This is a genomic window from Streptomyces sp. So13.3 (genome assembly GCF_005860785.2).
Lineage (GTDB): Bacteria > Actinomycetota > Actinomycetes > Streptomycetales > Streptomycetaceae > Actinacidiphila > Actinacidiphila fildesensis.
This window is the reverse complement of the sequence record NZ_CP048835.1, coordinates 4,169,498-4,195,888: the sequence shown is the minus strand read 5'-3', so window position 1 is coordinate 4,195,888 and position 26,391 is coordinate 4,169,498. Positions and strand designations below refer to the sequence as shown.

Genomic DNA, 26,391 nt, shown 5'->3' with positions numbered 1-26,391 from the left:
ACTGGACAAACCATCCAATCCAACCGGCCTGTTGGTCATACCTTTTATTGCGCTTTACCACAGATGTCTTGGTCGGCCGTCGTGCCCGGAAACGTCGGTTCGCCCCCACTCGGCACCGGAGTCGGTTTCGTACCCCGCGACTTGCCGTCCTCCCCGCTGCCGGTGGCCGTGGGTTCGGCGACCGCCGTGGGTCCGGCGGTCGCGGGTGCGGTGGTCGCCGGCGCCGTCGGCTTCGGCGTCCCGTCCGTCGTCCCCGAGACCCCGACCGGCTTGTCCGCGCGGAGCGTGGCGAAGAGCTGATCCGCCTCGGGCTGGATGAGTTCGTCCCGGTCGTTGTTGTTGATGTACGGCTGGCGCGGCGCCGTCAGGAAGCGCACCGCACTGGTCGGGGTGTTCTCCAGGCTGCGGACGAGGTCGTACAGCTCGCCCAGCGAATCCAGGCCCGGGTCCGCGGTCAGCGACGACGTCGCCGCCGAGAGCAGCGGGTACAGCTTGGTCGGGTTGAGCAGCACACCGTCGCTGCGGATCTTGTTCACCAGCGAGGCCAGGAAGTCCTGCTGGCGGTTCATCCGCTGGGTGTCGCTGCCGTCGCCGATGCTGTACCTGGCGCGCACATAGCCCAGCGCCTGCTCGCCGTAGAGCGTCTGCTTCCCGGCCGGGAGGTTCAGATGCGCCTCCGGGTCGCGGATCGCCTTCGGCACGCACACCTCCACTCCGTCCACCGCGTCGACCATCTTCTTGAAGCCGCTGAAGTCCACGATCAGGTGGTGGTCGATGCGGATACCCGTCATCCGCTCGACGGTACGGATCGTGCAGGCCGCCCCACCGAATTGGAACGCCCAGTTGAACTGGACGTACTTCTCCTGGGTCATGGTTCCGTTCGCCTGTGTGCAACTGGGCACATGGGCCATCAGATCGCGCGGGATGCTGACCGCGGTGGCGCTGCTGCGGTCGGCGGACAGGTGCAGCAGGATCGTGGTGTCCGAGCGCTGGGTGCCGCTGTCCTTGCCGTACTCGGTGTTGCCGTTGCCGCGGTTGTCCGACCCGATGAGCAGGATGTTCTCGGCCGAGGTCGGACCGGGGGTGGGCCGTTCCGCCTGGATGCGCTCCAGCTCGTTGGCGGTCCTGAAGTCGGTCTTGATGTTGCCGTCGAGCTGCTGGTACAGGTACCAGGCGGTCCCGGTGCCCGCGAGCAGCAGGAGGACGGTGGAGAGGCCGAGCACACGCAGCCAGCGACGCCCCTTGCGCGCCGCGGGTGCGGCGGGCGGGGTGTCAGCGCCCTCGGCGCCGTCCCCGGCAGGCGACACGTCCTCCGGTTCCGGCGGCGGGGCGGGCGTGCCTCCTTGCGTGGTCACGTCTGCGCCCATCCCTCGGTGAGTCACTCGGTGCCGGACCCCTCGGGCGGAAAGGCCCGACCGGCACCCGTTCAGACAGCCGATTCCCGTTCATGGTTGCGTGACTTCGCTCTTCCCTTGGTCGGTGATCAACCCAGCATCCCCCAGGACGGCGCGGCGGGCCCGGGGGAGGGGGTCGCTATTGGGCCGTGTGGGTGACGCGCTCGCTCTTCTCCCGTTGTGCCAGCTGGTCGGCGGGCAGCCGGTCGAGGTGCCGGCACAGGACGACCGAGCCGTCCGCGGCCAGCGGTGCCAGCAGGCCGGCGGCCAGCCCGTCCCAGTCGTCGAAGGACCGGCCGGAGAGCAGCCGGGAGCCCTGGCCGAGGCCCAGCCCGGCGGCGCTCTCGCGGGCCCGTCCGACCACCTCGGCGGCTGTCAGTACCGAGCCGTCCGGGAGCTGGAGCGCGGGTGCGTCCGGGCCGACCGGGGCGTAGGGCGCGAAGCGGTCGCCCTGGCTGGGCACCTCGACCGCGTAGTCGGCGAAGCCGGCCGGCGGCTGCAGGAAGCGGCCGCCGAGCGGGCGCAGCGCGAGCGCGACCCGCTCGCCGTCGCAGGCCAGGGCGGCATCGAGCGTCTCAGGTCCGCTGACCACCAGGTCGGCGGCGGCCGGATCGCCGCCGGGGACGACGACCACTCCGGTGGAGAAACAGGCGAGCAGCCAGACCGCGGTCTGCCAGTGCGCGGGCAGCAGCAGCGCGAGCCGGTCACCGGGCTGCGCGCCGAGGTCGTCCTGGATCAGGTTGGCGGTCTTCGCCACCCAATTGCCGAACGTGGCCACGGAGAGTTCGACGCGTTCGCCGGTGGCGTCGTCGTAGAAGGTCACCAGCGGGCGGGCGGGCTCCGTCCGGAGGGCGTAATCCAGCAGGCCGGCGGGGGTGTTGGCGGTAGCGGTCACCCGGCTCAGGCTACCCGCCGCCGGGCCGGCGGCCCTCGCCCGGACGGGCGAGGGCGGAGGGTCGTTCCGGCGGACTGTCCGTCAGATCTCGACTGGACATATATGAGGCTTATGTAACGATCTGTCCTATGCGTGCATTCCTAGCCACCACCATCGGCGTCGCGTGCACGGCCGCGCTGGCGCTTCCGTTCGCCGTTCCCACGGGCGCCGCCGCACACAGTGGGCGTTCCGCGCGGCCGGCCCACCCGACGGCCTCCCAACTCCCGGGCAGCACCCGCAACCTTCCGCTGGTGCCGCTCTCCGCCCCCACCGTCACCCATGGAACCGACCGTGCGCCCGGCGCCCCCGCCGAGCAGGGTCTGTCCGCCCGTCAGGTCGCCCCGTTCTCCCTGCTCGGCGTCACGTGGGACAACCCGGCGGCCGATCTCGACGCCGCCGTCCAGGTCCGCACCCGGGCGGCCGGCACCGGCACCTGGTCGGGCTGGCGGGACGTCCAGGCGCACAACGACGACGCCCCCGATCAGGACGGCCGGACCGGCCGCGGCGCCACCGCCCCGCTGTGGGTCGGCGCCTCGGACGGTGTCCAGGTCCGCGTGCGGCCGGCCGCCGGTGGTGACCGCGGCGCCGGTTCCGCCGCCAAGGTGGTGCCACTGCCCGGCGGACTGCGCCTGGAGATGGTCGACCCGGGCGACGACGGCCCGGTCACCCCTGCCACTCCGGCGGTCCCGGCCACCCCGGCCACCGCGCCGAGCGCCCCCGTCACCGATCCGAGCGCACCGGCCACCACTCCGGCCACCACTCCGGCCACCACTCCGGCCACCACTCCGGCCACCACTCCGGCCACCACTCCCGCCACCACTCCCGCCACCACCCCGGTCCTGGACGACCGCGGTGTGGAGTCGGCCCCCGGCGCCGCTCCGGTCACCGAGCTCCCCGCGCTCACCAAGGAGGAGACCGCGGCCACGGCGGCCGGCGCGCCCTACGTCGGCGCACGTCCCCGGATCGTCACCCGGGCCGGCTGGGGCGCCGACGAGAAGCTGCGTGAAGCGGGCTTCGTCTACACCAACACGGTGAAGGTGGTCTTCGTCCACCACACCGCCACCGGCAACGACTACACCTGCTCGGGGGCGCCCGCCCTCATCCGCAGCATCTACCGCTACCACGTGGAGAGCAGCGGCTGGCGGGACATCGGCTACAACTTCCTCGTCGACAAGTGCGGAAACATCTACGAGGGCCGCGCGGGCGGCGTCGCCAAGCCGGTCATGGGCGCTCACACCATGGGCTTCAACACCGACAGCGCGGGCGTCGCGGTGCTCGGCACGTTCACCTCCAGCTCGGCCCCCGCCGCGGCCGTGAAGGCGGTGTCCCAGCTCGCCGCCTGGAAGCTCGGTCTGCACGGAGGCAACCCGACCGGCACCACGCACCTCACGTCCGGTGGCGCCAACCTGTACGCGAAGGGCACCAGCGTCAAGCTCAACGTCATCTCCGGGCACCGCGACGGCTTCGCCACCGAGTGCCCGGGCACCAAGCTCTACGGCCAACTCGGCAGCGCCCGTAAGACGGCAGCCGATCTGCAGGGCCGCTGACCCCCCGTCCGCCCCTCCCTTCCGCGGCCCCGGCGACCACTGTGTCCCGGGGCCGCGGAACTCGTGCGCCCCGGGGTCGTGGAGCGCGGGGTTCCGCGTGCCCGGCGGTGCGAGTGGTCAGCTCATCCCTTCATCTGCCTAAGATTGCCGCCCACCGGCCCGCCCACCAGGAAGCAGAGACGAACCCAGGTGACTGAAGCGATCCTCTTGGTCGGCGGCAAGGGCACGAGACTGCGCCCGCTGACGGTGCACACGCCCAAGCCCATGGTCCCGGCGGCCGGTGTGCCGTTCCTGACCCACCAGCTCGCCCGCGCCCGCGCGGCCGGCGTCGAGCACATCGTGCTCGCCACGTCCTACCTCGCCGAGGTCTTCGAACCGCACTTCGGCGACGGCTCCGCGCTCGGCCTGCACCTGGAGTACGTCACCGAGGACGAACCGCTCGGCACCGGCGGTGCCATCCGCAACGTCGCGTCCCGGCTCCGGTCCGCCCCCGGCGAGCCGGTCCTCATCTTCAACGGCGACATCCTCACCGGGCTCGACATCCGCGCCCTCGTCGAGAACCACCGCACCACCGGCGCCGACGTCTCGCTGCACCTGACCAAGGTCGCGGACCCGCGCGCTTTCGGCCTCGTCCCCACCGACCCCTCCGGGCGCGTCACGGCCTTCCTCGAGAAGCCGCAGACCCCCGAGGAGATCGTCACGGACCAGATCAACGCGGGCGCGTACGTGTTCAACCGCTCGGTGATCGACAGCATCCCGGCCGGCCGGCCGGTCTCGGTCGAACGGGAGACGTTCCCCGGCCTGCTGGCGGCCGGCGCGCATCTGCAGGGCATGGTCGACTCCACGTACTGGCTCGACCTCGGCACCCCGCAGGCGTTCGTCCGCGGCTCCGCCGACCTCGTCCTCGGCCGCGCACCGTCGCCGGCCGTCCCCGGCCGCCGGGGCGAGCGGCTCGTCCTGGAGGGCGCGGTCGTCGGTGAGGGCACCAAGCTCACCGGCGGCACCTCCATCGGCGCCGGAGCCCGGATCGGTTGCGACGCCCGCATCGACGGCAGCCTCGTCCTGGACGGCGCGGTCGTCGAGGACGGCGCGGTCATCCGCGACTCCCTCATCGGCACCGGCGCCACCATCGGTGCCCGCACCGTGCTGGACGGCGCGGTCATCGGCGACGGCGCCACCGTCGGCGCGGACAACGAACTGCTGCACGGCGTCCGCGTCTGGTGCTCCGCCCGGATCCCGGCGGCCTCGCTCCGCTTCTCGTCCGACCAGTAGCGGCGGACGGGCCTGTCCGAGGGGGCGGCTACGCTCGGTCGGGTGCGTACGAGTATCCGCAGCTGGACCCCCGAGGGCCGGCCCGACCTCCGCCTGACGCTGGACCCGCTGGGCCGCGGCCCGGGCGATCCGGCGTTCCGGATGACGCCCGACGGCGCCGTCTGGCGGGCGGCCCGCACCCCGCAGGGCCCCGGCACCCTGCGGATCACCGCGGCCGACGGCACCGTAAAGGCGCAGGCCTGGGGCGATGGCGCGGACTGGCTCCTGGAGGCGCTGCCCGCGCTGCTCGGCGCAGGCGACGACCCGACGCCGTTCACCCCGCGCCACCGCGTCGTGCACGAGGCGCACCGGCGGAACCCGGGCCTGCGGCTGACCCGGACCGGCCTCGTCCTCGAATCGCTGATCCCCGCGATCCTGGAACAGAAGGTCACGTCCGACGAGGCGTACCGCGCCTGGCGGCTGCTCCTGCGCCGGCACGGCGAACCGGCCCCCGGCCCGGCCACCGGCGGCCCCGACGGCGGCATGTACGTCATGCCCGCCCCGCGCCAGTGGTCCCTCATCCCGTCCTGGGAATGGCACCGCGCCGGGGTCGACAACAAGCGGTCCTCGACGATCCTGCGCGCGGTCCGGGTGGCCGCCCGGATGGAGGAGGCCGCCGCGATGGACCTGGCGGCGGCCACCGCCCGGCTGACGGTGATCCCGGGCATCGGCCCCTGGACCGCCGCCGAGACGCTGCAGCGCAGCAACGGGGACCCGGACGCACTGACGGTCGGCGACCTGCACCTGCCGAACATCATCGGCTTCGCCCTGACGGGAGCGCACCGCACCGACGACGCCGCGATGTGTGCCCTGCTGGCCCCGTACGAGGGCCAGCGGCACAGGGCGGCGCGGCTGATCCTGCTCAGCGGCCGGGTGCCACCGCGGCGTGCGCCGCGCTATGCCCCGAAGGACATCAGCCGGATCTGAGCGGGCCGCGCCGTCGGTGGGTCGGGGGCCGGGTCCTCCGGGGTGGGGCTTCGAAATCGACTATTTAGGGCCTGGCGGCCCACAAATAGCTCGGCAGCATTTCGAAACCCCACCCCTGCGGACCCGGCCCCCTTCGCTCCACCCACCCCGTGCGGGTGGGCTTCTTGCTGGGGTCCGGCCACCGTGTGGTCAGCGGACCGAGATGAACGCCTCCGCGGTCCGCTCCGGCCGCGCCTTCGGCGCAGCCGACGCGTGGCCGACGGCTACCGCGCCCATCGGGTCCCAGTCGGCCGGCAGTCCGAGGACGTCCCGGACGACATCGCGGCAGAACATCGTCGAGGAGACCCACGCGGAGCCGAGCTGCTCGCCCGCCAGGGCGACCAGCAGGTTCTGGACGGCGGCGCCGACCGCGACGACGAACATCTCGCGTTCCGCGCCCGCCCGCCGCGCGTCCGGGTACGCGTGGGCGCCGTCGGCGACGAGGCACGGCACGATCAGATAGGGCGCGCGCCGCAGTACGTCACCGCGTCGCAGCCGGCGGGTGATGTTCTCCTCGGGGAAGCCGTCGGCCCGGAGGTCCGCCTCCCAGGCGTCCCGCATGGCGTCGAGCAGTCGTGTCCTGGACTCCTCGGACTCCAGGAGGACGAACCGCCAGGGCGTCGTGTGGTGCGGGGCGGGTGCGGTGACGGCCAGGGCGACGGCGCGGCGGACCGCGGAGCCGTCCACCGGCTCCGCGGTGAAGTCCCGGACCGTGCGGCGGGCCGCGACGGCCTCGCGGATGGCCTCCGACGTGCCGAGCCGGAACATGTCCGCGCCGGCGTCCCGTACGAGGGCGCGGGCGCCCGGGCCGTCGTCCGCCGTCACCAGGTGGCCGAGGCCGCGGACGACAGCGACCGGCAGTCCGGCCGCCTTGCCCTTGACGAGGTCCCCGGCGGCGGCGAGTTCGTCCCCGGTGGCGGTCACCGTCATGCTCAGCGCGTTGCCGTGCGAGTCGGTGCCGCCGCGCAGGTCCTCCAGGACGCGCAGCCCGGCGGCGCCGATGGCGACGTCGGTGAGCCCCTCGCGCCACGGCCGTCCGAAGGTGTCGGTGACCACGACCGCGACCTCGACGCCGAGCGCCGCGCGCAGCCCCTCCCGGATCCCGCGGGCGGACGCGTCCGGGTCCTCGGGGAGCAGCAGTACGGTCCCGGGCGCGGTGTTGGAGGCGTCGACGCCGGCCGCGGCCATGACGAAGCCGTGCCGGGTCTCGACGATCCGGGTGGGCCCGCGCCGCGCGACCAGCCGCACCATCTCGGCGTCGATCGCGGCCTCGCGGTCGTCGGCGCGGATGATCCGGCCCTCGGCCTTGCTGACGATCTTCGACGTCACCAGCAGTACGTCGCCGTCGGCGAGCGCCGGATCCGCGGCGGCTATCAGCTTGGCGAGGTCGTCGCCGGGCTGCACCTCGGGAATCCCGGAGACGGCCAGCACCTGGAAGGACTGAGCCGTCACGTGCGGACCTCCTCCGCCAGCGCCAGCGCTTCGCGCGCCATGGCGGTGGTGGCCTCGAGGTCGGTCATCATCAGCGGCACGGCCCGGCAGCGGATGCCCGCCGACTCGATCCCCTCGACCGCCGCCGCGTCCACGGTGTCGACGAGCCAGCCGTCGAGCAGCCCGGACCCGTAGTGGGCGGCGACCGCGGCGGCGGTCGTCTCGACCCCGACGGCCTCCAGGACCTTGTCCGCCATACCGCGCACCGGGGCGTCACCGACGATGGGCGACAGCCCGACGACCGGGACGCCCGCCTCGGCGATGGCCTCGCGGATGCCCGGCACGGCCAGGATGGTGCCGACGCTGACGACGGGGTTGGACGGTGGGAAGACGATCACGTCCGCTTCCGCGATGGCCTCCAGGACACCGGGGGCCGGCTTCGCCTGTTCCGCGCCGACCGGCACCACGGCGTGCGCCTCGACGGAGGCGTGCAGCCGCACCCAGTACTCCTGGAAGTGCACGGCCTTGCGCTCGCCGTCGACATCCACGAGGACATGGGTCTCGACGCGGTCGTCCGACATCGGGATGAGCCGGACGCCCGGCTGCCAGCGCTCGCACAGCGCCTCGGTGACGGCGCTGAGCGGGTATCCCGCTCCGATCATCTGGGTCCGCACGATGTGGGTCGCGAAGTCGCGGTCGCCGAGCCCGAACCACTCCGGTCCCACGCCGTACGCCGCGAGTTCGGCCTTGACGGTGAAGGTCTCGTCGGACCGGCCCCAGCCCTGTTCCTCGTGGATGCCGCCGCCGAGGGTGTACATCACGGTGTCGAGGTCGGGACAGACCTTGAGTCCGAACAGGTGGATGTCGTCACCGGTGTTGCCGATGACGGTGATCTCCGCATCCGGTGCCGCTGCTTTGAGGCCGCGCAGGAAACGGGCCCCCCCGATGCCGCCGGCCAATACCACGATTCGCATGGGGGACAGTCTGTCAGCCCGGTCCGTCAGCCCCGCACGGACTCCTGCGCCGGCTCCTGCGCGGAGGGCGCGGTGCAGGCGGCGTAGGGGGTCATCTCGGTGAGGCCGGGGAAGTAGACGTGCAGGCTGACGGCCGGTTCCAGGGAGTCGTTGACGACCTCGTGGAGGTAGCCGGGCGCGAAGGTGCGCTGGCCGCCCGGCACCAGGGTGCGCCGGACCTCGCCCGAGCCGGCGGACAGCGCGCGCTCGGTCAGCTCGCCCTGCAGGACGGTGAGCACACCGGAGGAGCGGCCGTGGTCGTGCAGCCCGCTGCTCTGCCCGGGTACCCAGCTGAGCAGCCACACCTCGTAGCCGGGGCCGGTCTGCAGCCGGGCGTACCAGCGCGTGGTGGCGTCGTAGCGGACCAGCGGCGCCCACCGGGCGCGGTCGGCCGCGATGGAACGGGCCAGGCCGGCGAACTCGGCGACGGTGCTGGGGTGCTGGGGCACCGGGGGAAGCAGGTGGGGGAGGGCGAGCGGGTCGCCGGCGATCGAGACATCGCTGTACATGTGCGGAGGTTCCTTGCCGGAAGCTGCGGAGGGCGGCGGACGCGACACCGAGCGATCAGAAGCGAGCGCTCAGTGGTCCAGGAATCAGGACTCAGCGGCAACAACAGGAACGGCGACAGCGGACCGGCACAGCGCGGTGGGACTCGCGACGGCGAGTCCGGAAGGGCGCATGGGTCACTGCTGGCATGGGTATAGGAGACCGGTCTCTGGGACGGCTTGTCAACCTCTTGTCCGTTATGTCGGAAATCTTTCACCTGAACCGGTCGAGCGGGGTGGTGAAAGGTTTGTGCGGAGAGATGTGCGGATAGGTGGCGCAGCAACCGCACATGGGAGCGTCGTCCTTCTCGGCGCCGCCGCGACCCCGTGGCCGGATTGTGATCCACAACGCTTCATTCCGCGAGGCGGAACGTGGCCAGGCGCTGCGACGTCTGACGAGGTGCGGCCAGTGGATCACGGTGGATCAACTGGAGCAGGGTTGACAGATGCTGGCGTTTGGGATGATTTCCACACTTTCTGCCAACCCTTGGTTCAGCGGAGTGAATAACGGACCCAATAGCAGATCTCGGCTTGACTGGCCCGTATCGGCACACTTGTAATTTCACTCGTGTCGTTCAGCCGCTACTGGTAACGGCAACATCACGGGGAAGCAAAGACAGACGAGGGGCGCGCATGACCGAGCAGTTCCAGCTTCTGCTGGCCGAGGAGGCTGACGAGGAACTCGGGTGGCAGGAGCGCGCGCTGTGTGCGCAGACCGATCCCGAATCGTTCTTCCCCGAAAAGGGCGGATCCACTCGCGAGGCGAAAAAGGTCTGTCTCGCCTGCGAAGTCCGCTCCGACTGCCTCGACTACGCACTCGCCAACGACGAACGCTTCGGAATCTGGGGCGGACTGTCGGAACGCGAACGACGACGTCTCAAGAAGGGCGTGGTCTGAGACCCGCCCACCGCACAGGGTTCGCACGGCCCGCCTCCCGGTCTCATCCGCCGGGAGGCGGGCCGTTGTTGTGTCCGGTTGCGGTGTCCCGCAGCGGTGTACCGGCAGTTATCCACAGGCGCCGGGAAGGGCCGGGGGCGTGAGCCGTTAGTGTGGGGGCCCGTCCGAGGCGCGCCGTCGACCCCAGTGGTCACAGCGTCCACCGCAGTCCAGCGAACCGGGGCCCGAACCGGATGTCCGTGAACAGCCAAGCGTCGGCCTTTTTCCCGGCCGCCCCAGAGTTGCCGCGCCATGTCGTCACCGCCGTGCTCGTCGCGCACGACGGTGCCCGGTGGCTGCCCAACGCGCTCTCGGGCCTCCTTGCCCAGGACCGTCCGGTCCAGGACGTCATCGCGGCCGACACCGGCAGCGCCGACGAATCCGCCCAGCTCCTCGCCGGCTCCCTCGGTGCCCAGCGGGTGCTCCACCTCGCCCGCCGCACCAGCTTCGGCGCGGCCGTGGACGAGGCGGCCCGCGCCGCCGGCCGGCTCACCGCCGAGCAGCTGCCCTATCTCCAGCGCGCCAGCGGATGGGACCCCGTCAGCCGCAGCTGGAACGACGACGCGTACGACGAGCCCGACCACCCGCACGGCGAGCCGGTCGAATGGCTCTGGCTGCTGCACGACGACTGCGAGCCGGAACCCGGCGCGCTGGCCGCCCTGCTGCGCACCGCCGACTCCTCGCCCTCCGCGGCGGTCATCGGCCCCAAGCTGCTCAGCTGGTACGACGCCCGGCAGCTGCTGGAGGTCGGGGTCAGCATCGCCCGCAGCGGCCGCCGCTGGACCGGGCTGGAACGCCGCGAGCAGGACCAGGGACAGCACGACCAGATCCGTCAGGTCCTGTCCGTGTCCAGCGCCGGCATGCTGGTCCGCCGGGACGTGTGGGACGAGCTCGGCGGCTTCGACCGCCATGTGCCGCTCATGCGTGACGACGTCGACTTCTGCTGGCGCGCCCAGGCCGCCGGCCACACCGTCCTGGTCGCCCCGGACGCCGTGATGCGGCATGCCGAGGCAGCCTCCCGCGAACGCCGCCCGGTGGACTGCGCCGGCCGCTCCGCCGTCAACCCGCACCGTGTCGACAAGGCCGGCGCCGTCTACACGCTGCTGGCCAACACCCGCGGTCCGCTGCTGCCCTACGTGATGCTGCGGATCGTCCTCGGCACCCTGCTGCGCACGCTCGCCTACCTCGTCGGCAAGGTGCCGGTACAGGCCGTCGACGAGATCGTCGGGCTGCTGCGCGTACTGGTGCGCCCCGGCCGGGTGCTCGGCGCGCGCCGCCGCCGCGGCCAGGGCGCCGTCCCGCCGTCCGAACTGCGGCCGCTCTTCCCACCGCCGGGCGCGACCGTGCGGGCCACCGTCGACCAGGTCGTCAGCAACTTCTCCGGACGCACCGAGGCCGCGGCCGCGGCCGCCGGCCGGCACGGCGGCGGCATCGAGTCCGGGCCCGGCGACGAGGACGGCGAGTACATCGAGGTCGAGCAGTTCGCCCGGCTCAAGCGCATCGCCCGCAAACCGGGACCGATGCTCTTCGCCGTACTGCTGCTCGTCTCGCTGGCCGCCTGCCGCTCGCTGCTCGGCTCCGGCTCGCTGCTCGGCGGCGCACTGCTGCCCGCCGCCCCCGGCGCCTCCGACCTCTGGGCCTCGTACAGCGGTGCCTGGCACGCCCTGGGCACCGGCGGCACCCAGCCCGCCCCGCCCTACCTCGCGGTCCTGGCGCTCTTCTCGACCATCCTGTTCGGCAGCACCGGGCTCACCCTGACGGTGCTGCTGGTCGCCTCCGTCCCGCTGGCCGGCGTCACCGCGTACTTCGCGTCCCGGCCGCTGGTCGAGTCCCGCCTGCTGCGCGCCTGGGCCAGCGTCGCCTACGCGTTCCTGCCCGCCGCCACCGGAGCGCTGGCCGGCGGCCGGATCGGCACCGCGGTCCTCGCGATCCTGCTGCCGCTGATGGCCCGCACCGCGATCGCCACCGCCGGACTGCAGCTGACCCACGGCGCCATCGAGCGCGGCGCCCGGCCCAGCTGGCGCGCCACCTGGGCACTCGCCCTGATGCTCACCTTCACGACCGCGTTCACCCCGCTCGTCTGGCCGGTCGCCCTGGTGCTGTGCGCGGGAGTGCTCGCGCTGCGCGTGGTGAGCGGCCAACAGCGGCTGCTCGTTCCGCACCTGCTGCGCTTCGCGGCGCTGATCGTCACCCCGGTCGTCCTCCTCGCGCCCTGGTCGCTGTCGCTGCTCACGCACCCCGGACGCTTCCTGCATGAGGCCGGCCTGCCCTACGGCATCAAGGCCGCCTCCGCCGTCGACCTGCTGATGATCAGCCCCGGCGGGCCGAACGGCTCCGGCGGACTGCTGCTCATCGGCCTCGTCCTGGCCGCGCTCGCCGCCCTGATGCGCTCCGAACGCCGGCTGGCGGTCCTCACCGCCTGGGCGGTCGCGCTGACCGGACTGCTCTTCGCCATCCTGGAGAACGGCGAGGCGTGGGCCGGCCCCGCCACCCTCGTCTACGGCCTCGCGCTGCTGTCGGCCGCCGCGATCGGCGCCGAGGGCGCCAAGGACCGCATCGCCGCCAAGGGCTTCGGCTGGCGGCAGCCCGTCGCAGCGCTGATCGCCCTGGCCGCCGCCGCGGCTCCGCTGCTGGCCGCCTTCACCTGGGTCTCGGACGGCGCCAACGGACCGCTCAAGCGCCATGACCCGGTGCAGGTCCCCGCGTTCGTCGCGGAGGAGAGCAGCAGCAGCGACCAGGCCCGCACCCTGGTGCTCGACGGCAAGCCGACGGGCGTCTCGTACGTCCTGGTCCGTGGCGCCGGCGCGCGGCTGGGCGACGCGGAGCTCGCCGCCGAGGCGGGCCACGACAGCCGCCTGGACGACACTGTCGCCAACCTCGTGGCAGGCTCCGGCGCCGACCAGGCGACCCGCCTCACCGGCTACGCCGTCCGCTACGTCCTCGTACAGCCCGGCGCCCCGCGCGAGATGGGCCGAGTGCTCGACAGCACCCCGGGCCTGACGCGCGTCAGCCAGGCCGACGGCAGCGCCCTGTGGCGCGTCGACACCGCCGTGTCCCGGATGGCCATCGTCAGCAAGGACGCACCGCCGGTGCCCGTCCCGGCCTGGCGGGTCGAGGCGCACGCCAAGATCCCGGCCGGCGGCGCGGGACGCGTCCTGCGCCTCGCCGACGCGGCCTCCGCCGGCTGGCAGGCGACCCTCGACGGCCGGCCGCTCAAGGCCACCAAGGTCGACGAGTGGGCGCAGGGCTTCGAACTGCCCACGGACGGCGGCCGGCTCGACGTCACGTACCAGGACCCGGTCACCCACACCGGCTGGCTGTGGGCGCAGGGCTTCCTCCTGCTCGTGGTGGTCGTCCTGGCGCTGCCCGGCCGCCGCCGGCAGATCGACGACGACCTGCCGGAGCAGGAAGCGGTCGCCGCGGACATGTCCGCCTCCGGGATCCCGGCGCAGGCGTCCGGCGAGGGCCGGCGCGCCCGCCGCCTTCAGGCCGCCGCGGACGCCGAGGCCGCCGCCGTGGCGGGCCCCGACGACGGGAGCGACCCGGACGGGACGGCCCCGGCCGAATCCCCGGCTGCGGCGATCCCGGACCAGTACGACCCGTACGCGGCGCCCGAACCGGTCGACCCGGGCGGCGACCCGTACGCCGCCGTCCCGCAACAGGATCCGTACGGCCGGCAGTGGGACGGCTACCAGTACGCCGCCCCCGCGGACCCCGGCGGCTACGACCAGAACAGCGGCTACGACCAGCAGAACAACGGCTACGGCCAGCAGCAGAACCAGAACGGCGGCTACGACCAGAACAACGGCGGCTACGCCGATCCGTACACCTACGGCCAGCAGCCGCCGCCGGCCTACGACCCGTACCGGCAGGACGACGACGGCAACGGGTACTACACCGACGGCGACCAGCACCGCGACGGGGGCAGCCGGCAGCCCTGAGCACCGTGACCCGGCGGCACCGAAGCACCCGTCCGCCGGGTCCCCCACACCAGGTACGTCACGCACGTCACGCCGGCCGTGACCAGGCCGACCGGCCGGCCCCGGGCAACACCGCGAGGTGAAAGTCAGTGAACCGCAGCATCATCTCCCTGGCGGGAGCGACCGCAGCACTCGCCGCCCTCACCGGCGCGGCCGTGCTCACCGGAGCCGGCGACCCGGCCGCCGCGCCCGTGGGCTCCGCCGCCCGGCAGCCCGTGCAGCGGTCGGCGCTGGTCTGCCCGGCGCCGTCGGCCTCCGAGCTGGCGTCCACCACGTACACCTCGTTCACGCCCAAGGGCGCCCAGACGGGCAAGCAGGGCACCGCCCGGCTGCTGCCCGCCACCGGAGACGCGAGCGCCAAGGCCAAGCCGCTCGCTCCGCTCACGGAGCCGGGTGTGCCCGTCACGGCCAAGGTGGAGAAGGCCGACAGCCCGGCGCTGATCGGCACCGCCGAAGGCGGTCTGGCGCCCGGCTGGAGCGTTCAGCAGACCACCGTGGTCGGCGCGGGTCCCGGCCGTGCCGTGCTCGGCACGTCCTGCGTGGCCCCGGACAGCGAGTTCTGGTTCCCGGCGGCGAGCACCGCCGCCGACCGCCAGGACTTCCTGCACCTGGTGAACCCCGACGCCCTGGACGCCGTCGTCGACGTCGAACTGTTCGGCAAGGACGGCGCGCTGAAGGCCACGACCGGCGACGGGGTCTCCGTCCCGTCGCAGGGCAGCACGTCGATCCTGCTCTCCACCCTCATCACGGAGAAGGTCCCGGACCTGACCGTGCATGTCACCGTCCGCAGCGGCCGGGTCGGCGCGGCCGTCCAGGCCGTGGACGGCAAGGCCGGCGCGGACTGGCTGCCCGCCGCCGCGGATCCGGCCCCGAGCCTGGTCTTCCCCGGCATCCCCGCCGACGCCACGTCCGTACAGCTCGTCGCGTACGCCACCGGCCAGGACGACGCGGACCTGAAAGTGCGGCTCGCCGCCCCGACCGGCTCGATCACCCCGGCCGGACACGAGACGCTGCACGTCAAGAGCGGTATGACGACCACGATCGAGCTCGGGGACGTCACCAAGGGCGAGGCCGGATCCCTGCTGCTGACCGCGAGCGACGCGCACGCGGCCGCGCCGATCGTCGCCGCCCTGCGCGTCACCCGCGGCACCGGTGCCAAGCAGGAGACGGCCTTCCTGCCGGCCACCCCGAAGATCGACGAACGGGCCACCGTCGCCGACAACCGGATCAAGGCGTCGACGCTGTCCCTGGTCGCACCGGACAAGGAGGCCGTCGTGAAGGTCACCACCTCGGCGGCCACCGACGGCGGAGCACCGGTCAGCAAGAACGTCACCATCAAGGCCGGCACCACCCTGGCGATCGAGCCGCCCGCGCCCTCGTCGGGCAAGGGCGCCTTCGCGGTGACCGTCGAGCCGGTCTCCGGCGGACCGGTCTACGCCTCGCGCATGCTGTCGCTGCCGCTCAACGGCATCCCGATGTTCACCATCCAGCCGATGCCGGACGACCGGGGCACGGTCGTGGTCCCGAAGGTCCAGCCGGACCTGACGATCCTCGACGACTGACGATCCCCGGATGCTCGTCGAACGCTGACGCTCAGGGGCTGTCCGGCCGGGCACGTGCCCGGCCGGGCCTATTCCTGCCCGTACTTGGGGTCCACGTTCTCCGGGGAGAGTCCCAGCAGCTCGGCCACCTGCTCGACGACGACCTCGTGCACGAGCATCGCCCGCTCGTCGTGGCTCTTGGCCCGGATCTCCACCGGGCGGCGGTAGACCACGATGCGGTTCGGTGCGTCCTTGCGGCCGCTGATCAGCCGGCCGAGCGGCACACTGCCGTCGGCGGAGTCGTCCGGCGTCGCCGGCTTCCCCTCGTCGGAGACGAGCGGCACCTCCTGCACGGCGAACTCGACGTCGGCCAGCTGCGGCCAGCGCCTCTCCAGCCGGTCGGCGGCGTCCCGTACGAGATCGTCGAAGGCGTCGGCGCGCGTGAGCGCGAGCGGCACCTGCGGGGGCGCGATGGGTCCGCGCATGCCGCGGCCATGGCGGTCGCGACGACGCGGACGGGGGTCTGGAGAGGGAGGTACGGGGCTGTCCATCGCCTTTGAGCCTAGTCCTCCCGGGGCCCCGGTACACCGCGGACGCCAGGTGGCGCGCCATCCGCCGCGGCTCTCACGGGGCGCCGCATGACACGCGGTCCGGGAGTGTCCACCGTGGCGAGGCGGTGCCGAGCCGGGGCCGGGCGGGGAGTGGAGGCGGAGCTGCATCCGGGCCGCGCCTGGGCCGAGCGAGGGCCGGGCCAGGGCCGGATCGCCGGGAGGAAACCTTCCCGCAGGCCTCTCCCCGCAGGTCAGCCCGTGATCACGGTTATCAGGCGTTCCCGGCGAACCGGGACGACACGACAGGGTGAGGTCATGGAGAGTCGTCGCGGCCCGCTCAAGAGTGCGGTAGCGTCCAACGTCGTGAGCCCTGTACGTCGCTGTTCGCGGACCGCTTGCGGCCGACCCGCCGTCGCGACGCTGACGTACGTCTATGCGGACTCGACCGCCGTACTCGGCCCGCTCGCGACCTACGCCGAGCCGCACTGCTACGACCTCTGCCACGAGCACTCCGAGCGCCTCACCGCCCCGCGCGGCTGGGAGGTCGTCCGGCTCGCCGTGGACAGCGGTCCCGTCCTCCCCAGCGGTGACGATCTCGAAGCGCTCGCCAACGCGGTGCGCGAGGCGGCCCGCCCGCCGGAGCGCCCCGCGAACGGCTCCCGGGGCCGGGAGGCGGACCCCAGGGAGGTCGCCCGCAGGGGTCATCTGAGGGTGCTGCGCTCCCCGGAGCCCTGACCGGACCGATCACCCCGCCGGGGTAGGTTGAGCGGGAGTTTTCCGCGCGTCGCCGTCCGGCGCTGTTCAACAGGGGTGTGCTGTGTCCGACTTGTCGCAGATCATCAAGGCCTACGACATTCGCGGCGTGGTCCCGGACCAGTGGGACGAACCGCTCGCCGAGCTCTTCGGCGCCGCCTTCGTCACCGTCACCGCGGCCGACGCGATCGTCGTCGGCCATGACATGCGCCCCTCCTCGCCCGGACTGTCCCGCGCCTTCGCGCGCGGCGCCGCCGCCCGTGGCGCGTCCGTCACCGAGATCGGCCTGTGCTCGACGGACGAGCTGTACTTCGCCAGCGGCCAACTGGACCTGCCCGGCGCGATGTTCACCGCCAGCCACAACCCCGCGCAGTACAACGGCATCAAGATGTGCCACAAGGGCGCGGCCCCCGTGGGCCAGAACACCGGCCTGGCCGACATCCGCGTGCTGGCCGAGCGGTGGAGCGAGCAGGGAGCGCCGGAGCCCGCCGCCACCACGGGAGTGATCACCCAGCGGGACGTGCTCGCCGACTACGCCGGCTATCTGCGGGGCCTGGTCGACCTCGGTGCGATCCGCCGGCTGAAGGTCGTTGTCGACGCGGGCAACGGGATGGGCGGCCACACCGTTCCCACCGTCTTCGCCGGGCTGCCGCTGGAACTCGTGCCGCTCTACTTCGAGCTCGACGGCACGTTCCCCAACCACGAGGCGAACCCGCTCGACCCGAAGAACCTGGTCGACCTGCAGGCGAAGGTCCTGGAGACCGGCGCCGACCTGGGGCTCGCCTTCGACGGTGACGCCGACCGCTGCTTCGCGGTCGACGAGCGCGGCGAGCCGGTGTCGCCCTCGGCGATCACCGCCCTGGTCGCGGCCCGTGAGCTGGCCAAGCACCCCGGCGGCACGATCATCCACAACCTGATCACGTCCTGGTCCGTGCCCGAGGTCGTCGCGGAGCACGGCGGCAAGGCGGTGCGCACCCGCGTCGGCCACTCCTTCATCAAGCAGGAGATGGCCCGCACCGGTGCGATCTTCGGCGGCGAGCACTCCGCGCACTACTACTTCCGCGAGTTCTGGAACGCCGACACCGGCATGCTCGCCGCCCTGCACGTGCTGGCCGCGCTCGGCGCCCAGGACGGGACGCTCTCCGAGCTGGTCGCCGAGTACGACCGCTACCCCGCCTCCGGCGAGATCAACAGCACCGTCGCCGACCAGGCCGGCCGGGTGGCCGCGATCCGCGCCACGTACGAGAGCCGGCCGGGCGTCACCCTCGACGAACTCGACGGCCTCACGGTCACCACGGCCGACTGGTGGTTCAACGTCCGCGCCTCCAACACCGAGCCGCTGCTCCGCCTCAACGTCGAGGCGCGCGACGCGGCCACCGTCGACCGCGTCCGCGACGAAGCCCTCGCCGTCATCCGGGCCTGACGCGGCCCCACACGGCACCGCCCCGGCGTTAGGCTGATCACGCGGTACGCCGCCACCGCGGCACCGGAACGCCGCTGTCGAAACCACCGTCCGAACCACGCCGTCCGAAGGACTCGCCACCATGTCGCTCGTCGAAGCCAGCCTCCTGGAGATCCTCGCCTGCCCGGCGTGCCACGCCCCGCTCCGGGAGGACATCGAAGCGAACGAGCTCGTGTGCACCTCCGACAGCTGCGGCCTCGCCTACCCGGTACGCGACGAGATCCCCGTCCTGCTCATCGACGAGGCCCGCCGCCCCGCCTGAAGGGCCTGACGGCCGACACGGCCTGACCGGGCCCCCGGGACGGGGACCCGTGACCTCCCGGGCAGGACGTGCCCGGGGTGACGGACCAGGACCCGGAGGTCCCGATGCTCGACGAGTCGCTGCTTGACGACCCCGACGCCCTCGCCCGCGCCGACACCCGCGGGCTGCTGCTCGGCGCCGCGGCCGCCGGCGCCCGCGTGCGGACCGCCGCGCGGCTCACGCAGGAGGCGGGCGTCCAGGACCTGCGCCCCGACGGCCGGCCGCGCACCGTGCTGGTCGCCGGCTCCGGCCCGGAAGCCGTGGCCGTGGCCGATGTGCTCGGCGCGCTCGGTGCCGGCAGCTGCCCCGTCATACCGCTGCGGTCGGCCGGACCGACCCCGTACGAACCGCAGTGGACGCTCCCCGGCTGGACCGGCCCGCTCGACCTGGTGCTGCTCACCACCGCGAGCGGCCGGGAGGCCGGCCTCGTCGGCCTCGTCGAGCAGGCCTACCGGCGCGGCTGCACCGTCGCCGCCGTGGCGCCCGCAAGGTCGCCCCTCGCCGAGGCGCTGGAGCAGGCGCGCGGCATGACGATCCCGTTCGCCGGGCCCGCGTCGCCGCTTCCCACCGGACCGTCCGGTGTCCCCGCAGAGGACCCCGGCGCGCTGTGGGCGCTGCTCACCCCGCTGCTCACGCTCGCCGACCGCATCGGGCTGTTCACCGCCCCGCCGACCGCCGTGCAGGCCGTGGCCGACCGGCTCGACGAGGTCGCTGCCCGCTGCGGACCGGCCATCGCGACGTACACCAACCCCGCCAAGACGCTGGCCACCGAACTGGCCGACGCCCTGCCGCTGCTGTGGAGCACCGGACCGAACGCCGCCCCGGCCGCCCGCCGGTTCGCCGCCGTCCTCGCCACCAGGACCGGCCGCCCGGCGCTCGCCGCCGAACTGCCCGAGGCGCTCGCGGCCCACGGCGCGCTGCTCGCCGGAACCCTCTCGCCCGGGGCGGACCCCGACGACTTCTTCCGCGACCGCGTCGAGGACCACCAGGCCCTGCGGCTGCGCGTCGTCCTGCTGCGGGAGGCCGCCGGACAGCAGGCCGCGTCCGCGCCCGCCGCCCGTGAGCTGGCCTACGCCCACGACACCCCGCTGAGCGAGATCGCCGCGGGCGACGGCGGGGTCCTGGAGACCACCGCCGAGCTGCTCGCCCTGACAGATTTCGCCTCGGTTTACCTCGCCGTCGCCTCTGCCGAGAGATCATGACGCCATGGACCGTCTGACCAACACCGTGCGTCCCTACGCCTGGGGCTCCACCACCGCCATCCCCGAACTGCTCGGCACCGCCCCCACCGGCGAGCCGCAGGCCGAACTGTGGATGGGCGCGCATCCGGGAGCACCTTCCCGGATCGACCGGGGCGCGGGACCGGTCCCGCTGAACGAGGCGATCGACGCCGATCCGCTCGCCGAGCTCGGCGAGCCGGCCGTGTTGCGCTTCGGCCCCCGGCTGCCGTTCCTGTTCAAGATCCTCGCGGCCGGCGCACCCCTGTCGCTCCAGGTCCATCCCGACCTGGCCCAGGCGCGGGCGGGCTTCGCGGACGAGGAGGCGCGCGGCATCCCCGTCGACGCCCCGCACCGCAACTACAAGGACGCGAACCACAAGCCCGAGGCCATCGTCGCGCTCACCCCCTTCGACGGGCTGTGCGGTTTCCGGCACCCCGCCGAGGCCGCCGAACTCCTCGAAGCCCTCGGCGTGGACTCGCTCAAGCCGTACGCGGACATCCTGCGCGCCCGGCCCGAGACCGACGCGCTGCGCGAGGTCCTCGCCGCCGTACTGACCGCCGACCGCGACGCGATGGCCGAAACGGTGGACGAGGCCGCCCAGGCCGCAGCCCGGCTCGCCGAACAGGACGGCCCGCACGCGGCCGACTTCGCCGCCTACGCCACCACGGCCCACAGCTTCCCCGGCGACCCGGGCGTCATCGCGGCCATGCTCCTCAACCACGTGACGCTGCAGCCCGGCGAAGCCCTCTACCTCGGCGCCGGCGTCCCGCACGCCTACCTCGACGGCCTCGGTGTCGAGATCATGGCCAACTCCGACAACGTGCTGCGCTGCGGTCTGACCCCCAAGCACGTGGACGTGCCGGAGCTGCTCCGCGTCGTCCGCTTCGAGGCCACCGACCCGGGCGTCCTGCGCCCCGAGGTCTCCTCGAACGGCGAAGAGGTCTACGAGACGCCCATCGACGAGTTCCGGCTCTCGCGCTACGTCCTAGCCCCCGGCGGCGAGGCCCGCACCCCCGACGCCCGCACCCCGCAGATCCTGCTCTGCACCGACGGGGCGGCGCTGCTGCGCTCCCCGCACGGCGAGCTGACGCTGGAGCGCGGCGAGTCCGCCTTCGTCCCGGCGGGCGAACGGGTGGAACTGACGTGCCCGGGCAGCATCGCCGGCGGCATCGGCGGCATCGGGGGCACCGGCGGAAGCGGCGCCGGAAGCACGGCCGGGAGCACGACCGGAAGCACCACCGGAGGGACCGTCTTCCGCGCCACAGTGGTGGCCTGACGCGCCGTCCGCAGGGCAGCCTGCAAGAATGACCGGCCAGTGGCCGGGGGCCGGACCGAAGGACCGAAGGGACGAACCAACACCTATGAGCGCGTCAGGCGGAACCAAGGCGATCGTCGCCGCATTGAGCGCCAACCTCGCCATCGCCGTGGCGAAGTTCGTGGCATTCGCGTTCAGCGGATCGTCGTCCATGCTCGCCGAAGGCGTGCACTCCCTCGCCGACTCGGGCAACCAGGCGCTGCTCCTCGTCGGGGGCAAGAAGGCCAAGCGCGAGGCGAGCGAGGAGCACCCGTTCGGCTACGGCCGCGAGCGCTACATCTACGCCTTCCTGGTGTCGATCGTGCTGTTCAGCGTCGGTGGCATGTTCGCGCTCTACGAGGGCTACGAGAAGATCAAGCATCCGCACGAGATCGAGCACTGGTACTGGCCGATCGGCGTCCTGGTCTTCGCGATCATCGCGGAGAGCTTCTCCTTCCGCACCGCGATCATCGAGTCCAACCAGACCCGCGGCGCGCTCTCCTGGACCGACTTCATCCGCCGCGCCAAGGCCCCGGAACTGCCCGTCGTCCTGCTGGAGGACTTCGGCGCGCTCGTCGGGCTCGTCCTCGCCCTGTGCGGTGTCGGCATCGCGCTGGCCACCGGTGACGGCGTCTGGGACGGCATCGGCACCCTCTGCATCGGCATCCTGCTCATCGTGATCGCCCTCGTACTCGCCGCCGAGACCAAGTCGCTGCTCCTCGGCGAGGGTGCGGGCGCCGAATCGGTAGCCATGATCCGCGAGGCCATCGTCGACGGGAACACCGTCACCGGCGTCATCCACATGCGCACCCTCCACCTCGGCCCGGAGGAACTGCTGGTCGCCGCGAAGATCGCCGTCCAGCACGACGACACCGCCGCCGAGGTCGCCCGCGCGATCGACGCCGCCGAGGTCCGGATCCGCGAGGCCGTGCCGATCGCCCGCGTCATCTACCTCGAACCCGACATCTACAGCGAGGCCGCCGCGGCGGCCGGTCCCGACCCGACCCAGACACCGGGCGGCGACCCGCACCCCCACTGAGGGCGCGAAGAACGGAGGAGGGGCCCCGCACCGACCGGTGCGGGGCCCCTCCTATGTGCTGACGGTGCCGCTGTCAGGACTACTCGATCTCGGCCAGCACCTGGAGAATGGCGTCCCGGTCCTGGGCCTTCTGCAGCCGGTCCCGGAAGCCGCTGTCCATCAGCTTGCGCGACAGCTGCGCCAGGATCCGCAGATGCTCGTCACCGGCCGCCGCCTCCGGCACGGAGATCATGAAGACCAGCTTGGCCTTCGTCCCGTCCAGCGAACCCCAGTCGATGCCGTCGGCCGACCGCGCGAAGCCCACCAGCGGGGACGTCACCGCATCCGTCTTGGCGTGCGGGATGGCGATCTCCTCGCCGAGGCCGGTCGTACCCTGCGCCTCCCGCGCCAGCGCCACGGCCACCAGGGCGTCGACATCCGCGACCTTCCCGGTGGTCGCCAGCATCTCCGCCATCTCCCGGATCGCGGACTCCTTGTCGGAGGCGTCGAGCTGCTCCTTGACGGTCTGCCCGGTGAGATAGCCGGAGAGGACTTCCGTGACCTCGGGGGTGGGTGCCTGGCGCTCGGGTGCCGCGGCAACGACTGTCGGGGCACCGACTGCCGGGGCACCGACGGCGCCGATGCCGGCCGGCGCCGGTTCGAGCGCCTGCTGCGGCAGCAGGGACTTCGCCGCGCCGCCGGCCCGCCGCTCCTTGATGTCGATCAGCGCGTTGGTCGTGAACGCCGTGACCACGGTGCCGATCGCGATGGCCAGGAAGAACACCGGCACCCCGCCGATCGCTCCGAGGACCGCCACGATGGGACCGCCGTGCGGCACCGAGTCCTTCACCGACGCCATGCCCGCGATGGCACCGGCCACCGCGCCACCGAGCATGTTCGCGGGGATGACCTGCGCGGGCCGTGCCGCGGCGAACGGGATCGCGCCCTCCGAGATACCGAAGCAGCCCATGAACAGGGCCGCCATCCCGGTCTCGCGCTCCTGCTCGGAGTAGAGCTTGCGACGCAGCAGGGTCGCCAGACCCTGGCCCAGCGGCATGACGGGAATCGCGGCCGCGCACATGCCCATGACCGTCAGATTGCCCGAACCGATCAGGCCGGCGCCGAAGAGGAACGCGGTCTTGTTGACCGGACCGCCCATGTCGAAGGCGATCATCAGGCCGAGGATCGCGCCGAGCAGGATGGCGCTCGATCCGGTCATTCCGCTCAGGAAGTTGGTGAGGTGCTCGAAGACCCACGAGATCGGCTTCCCGATGACGTAGATGAAGAACAGCCCGAGCGAGGTCGTCGCGACGATGGGGATCACGATGATCGGCATGATGGGCTGGACGAACTTCGGGACCTGGACCTTCTTGATCCACAGCACCAGGTAGCCGGCCAGGAAGCCGGTGACGATGGCACCGATGAAGCCCGCACCGGCCTTGGAGTCGTACAGCGCTCCGGTGTTGGCGATCCAGCCGCCGATCATGCCCGGGACGAGCGCGGGCCGGTCACCGATCGCGTAGGCGATGTACCCGGACAGGATCGGGACCATCAACGTGAAGCCGATGACGCCGATGTCGTTGACGTGCTTCCAGAAGGTGCCGTCCGGGATGACCAGGCCGCCCTCGGGGTTGGTGTGCCCGCCCAGCGCCAGCGAGATGGCGATCAGCAGCCCGCCGACCACCACGAACGGGATCATGTACGAGACGCCGTTCATCAGCGCCTTGTAGCCGACGCTGCGCTGCTTGCCCCCGCCGCCGCCCCCGCTTCCACCACTGGCGCCGCCGAGCGAGTCGCCGCCGCGGCCGCCCCCGCCGTGCACCGGGGCGCTGCGGACCTGCTCGATCAGCCGCTCCGGGTGGCTGATGCCCTCGGAGACCCCGACGGAGAGCACCCTCTTGCCGGCGAACCGGCTGAGATCGACGTCCTTGTCGGCCGCGATGATGATCCCGTCGGCAGCCATGACATCGTTGTCAGACAAGACGTTCTCAGCGCCGATGGACCCTTGCGTCTCCACTTTCATGTCGATGCCGAGCGCCTCGGCGGCCTGGGCCAGCTTCTCCGCGGCCATGTACGTGTGAGCGATGCCGGTGGGGCATGCGGTCACCGCGAGCAGCTTCAGCCGCTGTGTCGTGGTCCCCGCTGCATCGCGGGGGTCGGCCGGACTGGTCACGTGATCGTCTCCTTGAGCCATTCGGGCGCAAACGGGCGCGAGTCCGCAAGAGTGTTGCTGCCCTGATCGAATCGTGCAACATTCCGGAACCGGGGCGGACGTGACATTGGTCCCTTATGTCCCCGCCGGTCGGCCTGTCCTTCCCGCGCTCTTCTTGCCCCGGCCCACTGGCCGAAACCGGTACGAGGTGGGGAGCGCGGGGCCGTCCGGTGTAGGTTCGTCTGTAGCCAGACGTCGCTGCTGATGGCGGTCGGGCGGCACCGCGGAAGTGGTTGCCGTCCGAGGGAGAGAGGGCCTCCGACGGAATGCGCTGCTGCAAGGGGACGGGTGTGTCCGCTCGAGGGCGCTGTCTCGTCAGCCTGCGGCTGCGTCAATTCCCCGTCCACCTCGAAGCATTCAGCGAGGAGCAGCCCGTATGACCACCACCGCAACTGACTTCAAGGTCGCCGACATCTCCCAGGCCGCTTACGGCCGCAAGGAGATCACGCTGGCCGAGCACGAGATGCCCGGCCTGATGTCGATCCGTGCCGAGTACGCCGAGGCGCAGCCGCTGGCCGGCGCCCGCATCACCGGCTCGCTGCACATGACGATCCAGACCGCCGTCCTCATCGAGACGCTGGTCGCGCTGGGTGCCGAGGTCCGCTGGGCGTCGTGCAACATCTTCTCCACCCAGGACCACGCGGCCGCCGCCATCGCGGTCGGCCCGAACGGCACCCCCGAGAACCCGCAGGGTGTGCCGGTCTTCGCCTGGAAGGGCGAGAGCCTGGAGGAGTACTGGTGGTGCACGGAGCAGGCGCTGACCTGGCCGAACACCCCCACCGGCGGCCCGAACATGATCCTGGACGACGGCGGCGACGCCACGCTCCTGGTGCACAAGGGTGTCGAGTTCGAGAAGGCCGGCGCGGCTCCGGACCCGTCCACCGCGGACAGCGAGGAGTACGGCTACATCCTCCGCGTGCTGAACCGCACCCTCTCCGAGAGCCCCCAGAAGTGGACCCAGCTGGCGTCGGAGATCCGCGGCGTCACGGAGGAGACCACCACCGGTGTTCACCGCCTGTACGAGATGATGCAGGAAGGCTCGCTGCTCTTCCCGGCCATCAACGTCAATGACGCGGTCACCAAGTCGAAGTTCGACAACAAGTACGGCTGCCGCCACTCCCTGATCGACGGCATCAACCGCGCCACCGACGTCCTCATCGGCGGCAAGGTCGCCGTCGTCCTCGGCTACGGCGACGTCGGCAAGGGCTGTGCGGAGTCGCTGCGCGGCCAGGGCGCCCGGGTCGTCATCACCGAGATCGACCCGATCTGCGCCCTGCAGGCGGCGATGGACGGCTACCAGGTCGCCACCCTCGACGACGTCGTCGAGACCGCCGACATCTTCATCACCACGACCGGCAACAAGGACATCATCATGGCCGCCGACATGGCCAAGATGAAGCACCAGGCCATCGTGGGCAACATCGGCCACTTCGACAACGAGATCGACATGGCCGGCCTGGCCAAGATCCCGGGCATCGTCCGGGATGAGGTCAAGCCGCAGGTCCACACCTGGAAGTTCACCGACGGCAAGGTCCTGATCGTGCTGTCCGAGGGCCGTCTGCTGAACCTCGGCAACGCCACCGGTCACCCCTCGTTCGTGATGTCCAACTCCTTCGCGGACCAGACCCTGGCCCAGATCGAGCTGTTCACCAAGCAGAGCGAGTACCCCACCGGCGTCTACGTGCTCCCCAAGCACCTGGACGAGAAGGTCGCCCGTCTGCACCTGGACGCCCTCGGCGTCCGGCTGACCACGCTCCGCCCGGAGCAGGCCGCCTACATCGGCGTCCCGGTCGAGGGCCCGTACAAGGCGGACCACTACCGCTACTGATCCACTGATCCACCCGGTACGGGATCACCGCGGCTGATCGCGGCGATCCATGTCCACTGCGGTTGATCCACAGCTGTGGATCCACTGCGGTTGATCCACAGTGGTTGATCGACACCTGTAGATCCACTGAGCGTCACGAGCGTCGCCCCCGCCG

The 26,391-nt window shown here is 72.3% G+C and carries 20 protein-coding genes; 13 read left to right on the top strand and 7 right to left on the bottom strand.

What is annotated here, in order from left to right; all coding sequences use genetic code 11:
* Positions 1–44: 44 nt before the first annotated feature.
* The gene (locus C8250_RS18850) at positions 45–1,229 is read right to left on the bottom strand and encodes an LCP family protein (RefSeq protein ID WP_232485706.1); all 1,185 of its coding nucleotides are present in this window, start codon (positions 1,227–1,229) and stop codon (positions 45–47) included.
* Positions 1,230–1,533: 304 nt separating this feature from the next.
* Positions 1,534–2,289 carry a TIGR03089 family protein gene (locus C8250_RS18845; RefSeq protein ID WP_138357863.1) on the bottom strand — a complete coding sequence of 252 codons (756 nt, stop codon included), beginning with the start codon at positions 2,287–2,289 and terminating at the stop codon, positions 1,534–1,536.
* Between the two features lie 128 nt (positions 2,290–2,417).
* Here C8250_RS18845 and C8250_RS18840 point away from each other — a divergent pair, with 128 nt between their 5' ends.
* The 3 genes from C8250_RS18840 (at position 2,418) to C8250_RS18830 (ending at position 6,113) form a co-directional block, all read left to right on the top strand.
* Positions 2,418–3,875 carry a peptidoglycan recognition protein gene (locus C8250_RS18840; protein WP_138357864.1) on the top strand — a complete coding sequence of 486 codons (1,458 nt, stop codon included), beginning with the start codon at positions 2,418–2,420 and terminating at the stop codon, positions 3,873–3,875.
* Between the two features lie 189 nt (positions 3,876–4,064).
* Complete coding sequence (locus C8250_RS18835; protein WP_138357865.1) at positions 4,065–5,147, top strand: NDP-sugar synthase; 1,083 nt, start codon at positions 4,065–4,067, stop codon at positions 5,145–5,147.
* Between the two features lie 42 nt (positions 5,148–5,189).
* Positions 5,190–6,113, top strand: a complete 924-nt coding sequence (locus C8250_RS18830; protein ID WP_187144895.1) for a DNA-3-methyladenine glycosylase 2 family protein — start codon at positions 5,190–5,192, stop codon at positions 6,111–6,113.
* Positions 6,114–6,302: 189 nt separating this feature from the next.
* Here the strand turns inward: C8250_RS18830 and C8250_RS18825 are convergent, their stop codons facing one another.
* Genes C8250_RS18825 through C8250_RS18815 form a run of 3 tightly spaced genes read right to left on the bottom strand, consistent with a single transcriptional unit; the run spans position 6,303 to position 9,105 of the window.
* Positions 6,303–7,604, bottom strand: a complete 1,302-nt coding sequence (locus C8250_RS18825) for a coenzyme F420-0:L-glutamate ligase (protein WP_138357866.1) — start codon at positions 7,602–7,604, stop codon at positions 6,303–6,305.
* A complete protein-coding gene (gene cofD / locus C8250_RS18820; protein ID WP_138357867.1) occupies positions 7,601–8,557 on the bottom strand; it encodes a 2-phospho-L-lactate transferase in 957 nt (318 codons plus the stop codon). Before cofD ends, C8250_RS18825 begins: the two co-directional genes overlap by 4 nt.
* Positions 8,558–8,583: 26 nt before the next feature.
* Positions 8,584–9,105, bottom strand: a complete 522-nt coding sequence (locus tag C8250_RS18815) for a cysteine dioxygenase family protein (RefSeq protein WP_138357868.1) — start codon at positions 9,103–9,105, stop codon at positions 8,584–8,586.
* Between the two features lie 669 nt (positions 9,106–9,774).
* Here C8250_RS18815 and C8250_RS18810 point away from each other — a divergent pair.
* From C8250_RS18810 to C8250_RS18800, 3 genes are all read left to right on the top strand, one after another.
* Positions 9,775–10,038 (top strand): WhiB family transcriptional regulator, encoded by a 264-nt coding sequence (locus C8250_RS18810; protein WP_093737255.1) that lies wholly within the window; start codon positions 9,775–9,777, stop codon positions 10,036–10,038.
* A 233-nt stretch (positions 10,039–10,271) separates the two neighbouring features.
* Positions 10,272–14,018 (top strand): glycosyltransferase family 2 protein, encoded by a 3,747-nt coding sequence (locus tag C8250_RS18805; RefSeq protein ID WP_138357870.1) that lies wholly within the window; start codon positions 10,272–10,274, stop codon positions 14,016–14,018.
* A 128-nt stretch (positions 14,019–14,146) separates the two neighbouring features.
* On the top strand, positions 14,147–15,619 hold the full coding sequence (locus tag C8250_RS18800) for a DUF5719 family protein (protein WP_138357872.1): 1,473 nt from the start codon (positions 14,147–14,149) through the stop codon (positions 15,617–15,619).
* A 68-nt stretch (positions 15,620–15,687) separates the two neighbouring features.
* Here the strand turns inward: C8250_RS18800 and C8250_RS18795 are convergent, their stop codons facing one another.
* Complete coding sequence (locus C8250_RS18795; RefSeq protein WP_138357874.1) at positions 15,688–16,149, bottom strand: metallopeptidase family protein; 462 nt, start codon at positions 16,147–16,149, stop codon at positions 15,688–15,690.
* A gap of 315 nt (positions 16,150–16,464) precedes the next feature.
* On the opposite strand from C8250_RS18795, the gene C8250_RS18790 reads away from it, so the two are divergent.
* The 6 genes from C8250_RS18790 to C8250_RS18765 all read left to right on the top strand — a co-directional run bounded on the left by C8250_RS18790 (position 16,465) and on the right by C8250_RS18765 (position 22,218).
* A complete protein-coding gene (locus tag C8250_RS18790) occupies positions 16,465–16,884 on the top strand; it encodes a DUF3499 domain-containing protein (RefSeq protein ID WP_138357876.1) in 420 nt (139 codons plus the stop codon).
* Between the two features lie 82 nt (positions 16,885–16,966).
* Positions 16,967–18,325, top strand: a complete 1,359-nt coding sequence (locus C8250_RS18785; RefSeq protein ID WP_138357878.1) for a phosphomannomutase/phosphoglucomutase — start codon at positions 16,967–16,969, stop codon at positions 18,323–18,325.
* Positions 18,326–18,446: 121 nt separating this feature from the next.
* On the top strand, positions 18,447–18,626 hold the full coding sequence (locus C8250_RS18780) for a Trm112 family protein (protein ID WP_138357880.1): 180 nt from the start codon (positions 18,447–18,449) through the stop codon (positions 18,624–18,626).
* A 104-nt stretch (positions 18,627–18,730) separates the two neighbouring features.
* Positions 18,731–19,867, top strand: a complete 1,137-nt coding sequence (locus C8250_RS18775; RefSeq protein ID WP_138357898.1) for an SIS domain-containing protein — start codon at positions 18,731–18,733, stop codon at positions 19,865–19,867.
* 4 nt (positions 19,868–19,871) lie between these two features.
* Positions 19,872–21,161, top strand: a complete 1,290-nt coding sequence (gene manA / locus C8250_RS18770; protein ID WP_138357882.1) for a mannose-6-phosphate isomerase, class I — start codon at positions 19,872–19,874, stop codon at positions 21,159–21,161.
* Positions 21,162–21,246: 85 nt separating this feature from the next.
* Complete coding sequence (locus tag C8250_RS18765) at positions 21,247–22,218, top strand: cation diffusion facilitator family transporter (protein ID WP_138357884.1); 972 nt, start codon at positions 21,247–21,249, stop codon at positions 22,216–22,218.
* Between the two features lie 79 nt (positions 22,219–22,297).
* Here C8250_RS18765 and C8250_RS18760 read toward each other — a convergent pair whose 3' ends face one another.
* A complete protein-coding gene (locus tag C8250_RS18760) occupies positions 22,298–24,370 on the bottom strand; it encodes a fructose-specific PTS transporter subunit EIIC (RefSeq protein WP_138357886.1) in 2,073 nt (690 codons plus the stop codon).
* A gap of 415 nt (positions 24,371–24,785) precedes the next feature.
* Between C8250_RS18760 and ahcY the strand changes: the two genes are divergently transcribed.
* Complete coding sequence (gene ahcY / locus C8250_RS18755) at positions 24,786–26,237, top strand: adenosylhomocysteinase (RefSeq protein ID WP_138357888.1); 1,452 nt, start codon at positions 24,786–24,788, stop codon at positions 26,235–26,237.
* Positions 26,238–26,391 lie beyond the last annotated feature (154 nt).

Bases quoted from the DNA above. Each gene is read 5' to 3' on its own strand.
- C8250_RS18840 (WP_138357864.1), top strand. From the start codon at position 2,418: ATGCGTGCATTCCTAGCCACCACCATCGGCGTCGCGTGCACGGCCGCG.
- cofD (WP_138357867.1), bottom strand. From the start codon at position 8,557: ATGCGAATCGTGGTATTGGCCGGCGGCATCGGGGGGGCCCGTTTCCTG.
- C8250_RS18815 (WP_138357868.1), bottom strand. From the start codon at position 9,105: ATGTACAGCGATGTCTCGATCGCCGGCGACCCGCTCGCCCTCCCCCAC.
- C8250_RS18810 (WP_093737255.1), top strand. From the start codon at position 9,775: ATGACCGAGCAGTTCCAGCTTCTGCTGGCCGAGGAGGCTGACGAGGAA.
- C8250_RS18805 (WP_138357870.1), top strand. From the start codon at position 10,272: ATGTCCGTGAACAGCCAAGCGTCGGCCTTTTTCCCGGCCGCCCCAGAG.
- C8250_RS18795 (WP_138357874.1), bottom strand. From the start codon at position 16,149: ATGGACAGCCCCGTACCTCCCTCTCCAGACCCCCGTCCGCGTCGTCGC.
- C8250_RS18790 (WP_138357876.1), top strand. From the start codon at position 16,465: ATGGAGAGTCGTCGCGGCCCGCTCAAGAGTGCGGTAGCGTCCAACGTC.
- C8250_RS18780 (WP_138357880.1), top strand. From the start codon at position 18,447: ATGTCGCTCGTCGAAGCCAGCCTCCTGGAGATCCTCGCCTGCCCGGCG.
- C8250_RS18775 (WP_138357898.1), top strand. From the start codon at position 18,731: ATGCTCGACGAGTCGCTGCTTGACGACCCCGACGCCCTCGCCCGCGCC.
- manA (WP_138357882.1), top strand. From the start codon at position 19,872: ATGGACCGTCTGACCAACACCGTGCGTCCCTACGCCTGGGGCTCCACC.
- C8250_RS18765 (WP_138357884.1), top strand. From the start codon at position 21,247: ATGAGCGCGTCAGGCGGAACCAAGGCGATCGTCGCCGCATTGAGCGCC.
- ahcY (WP_138357888.1), top strand. From the start codon at position 24,786: ATGACCACCACCGCAACTGACTTCAAGGTCGCCGACATCTCCCAGGCC.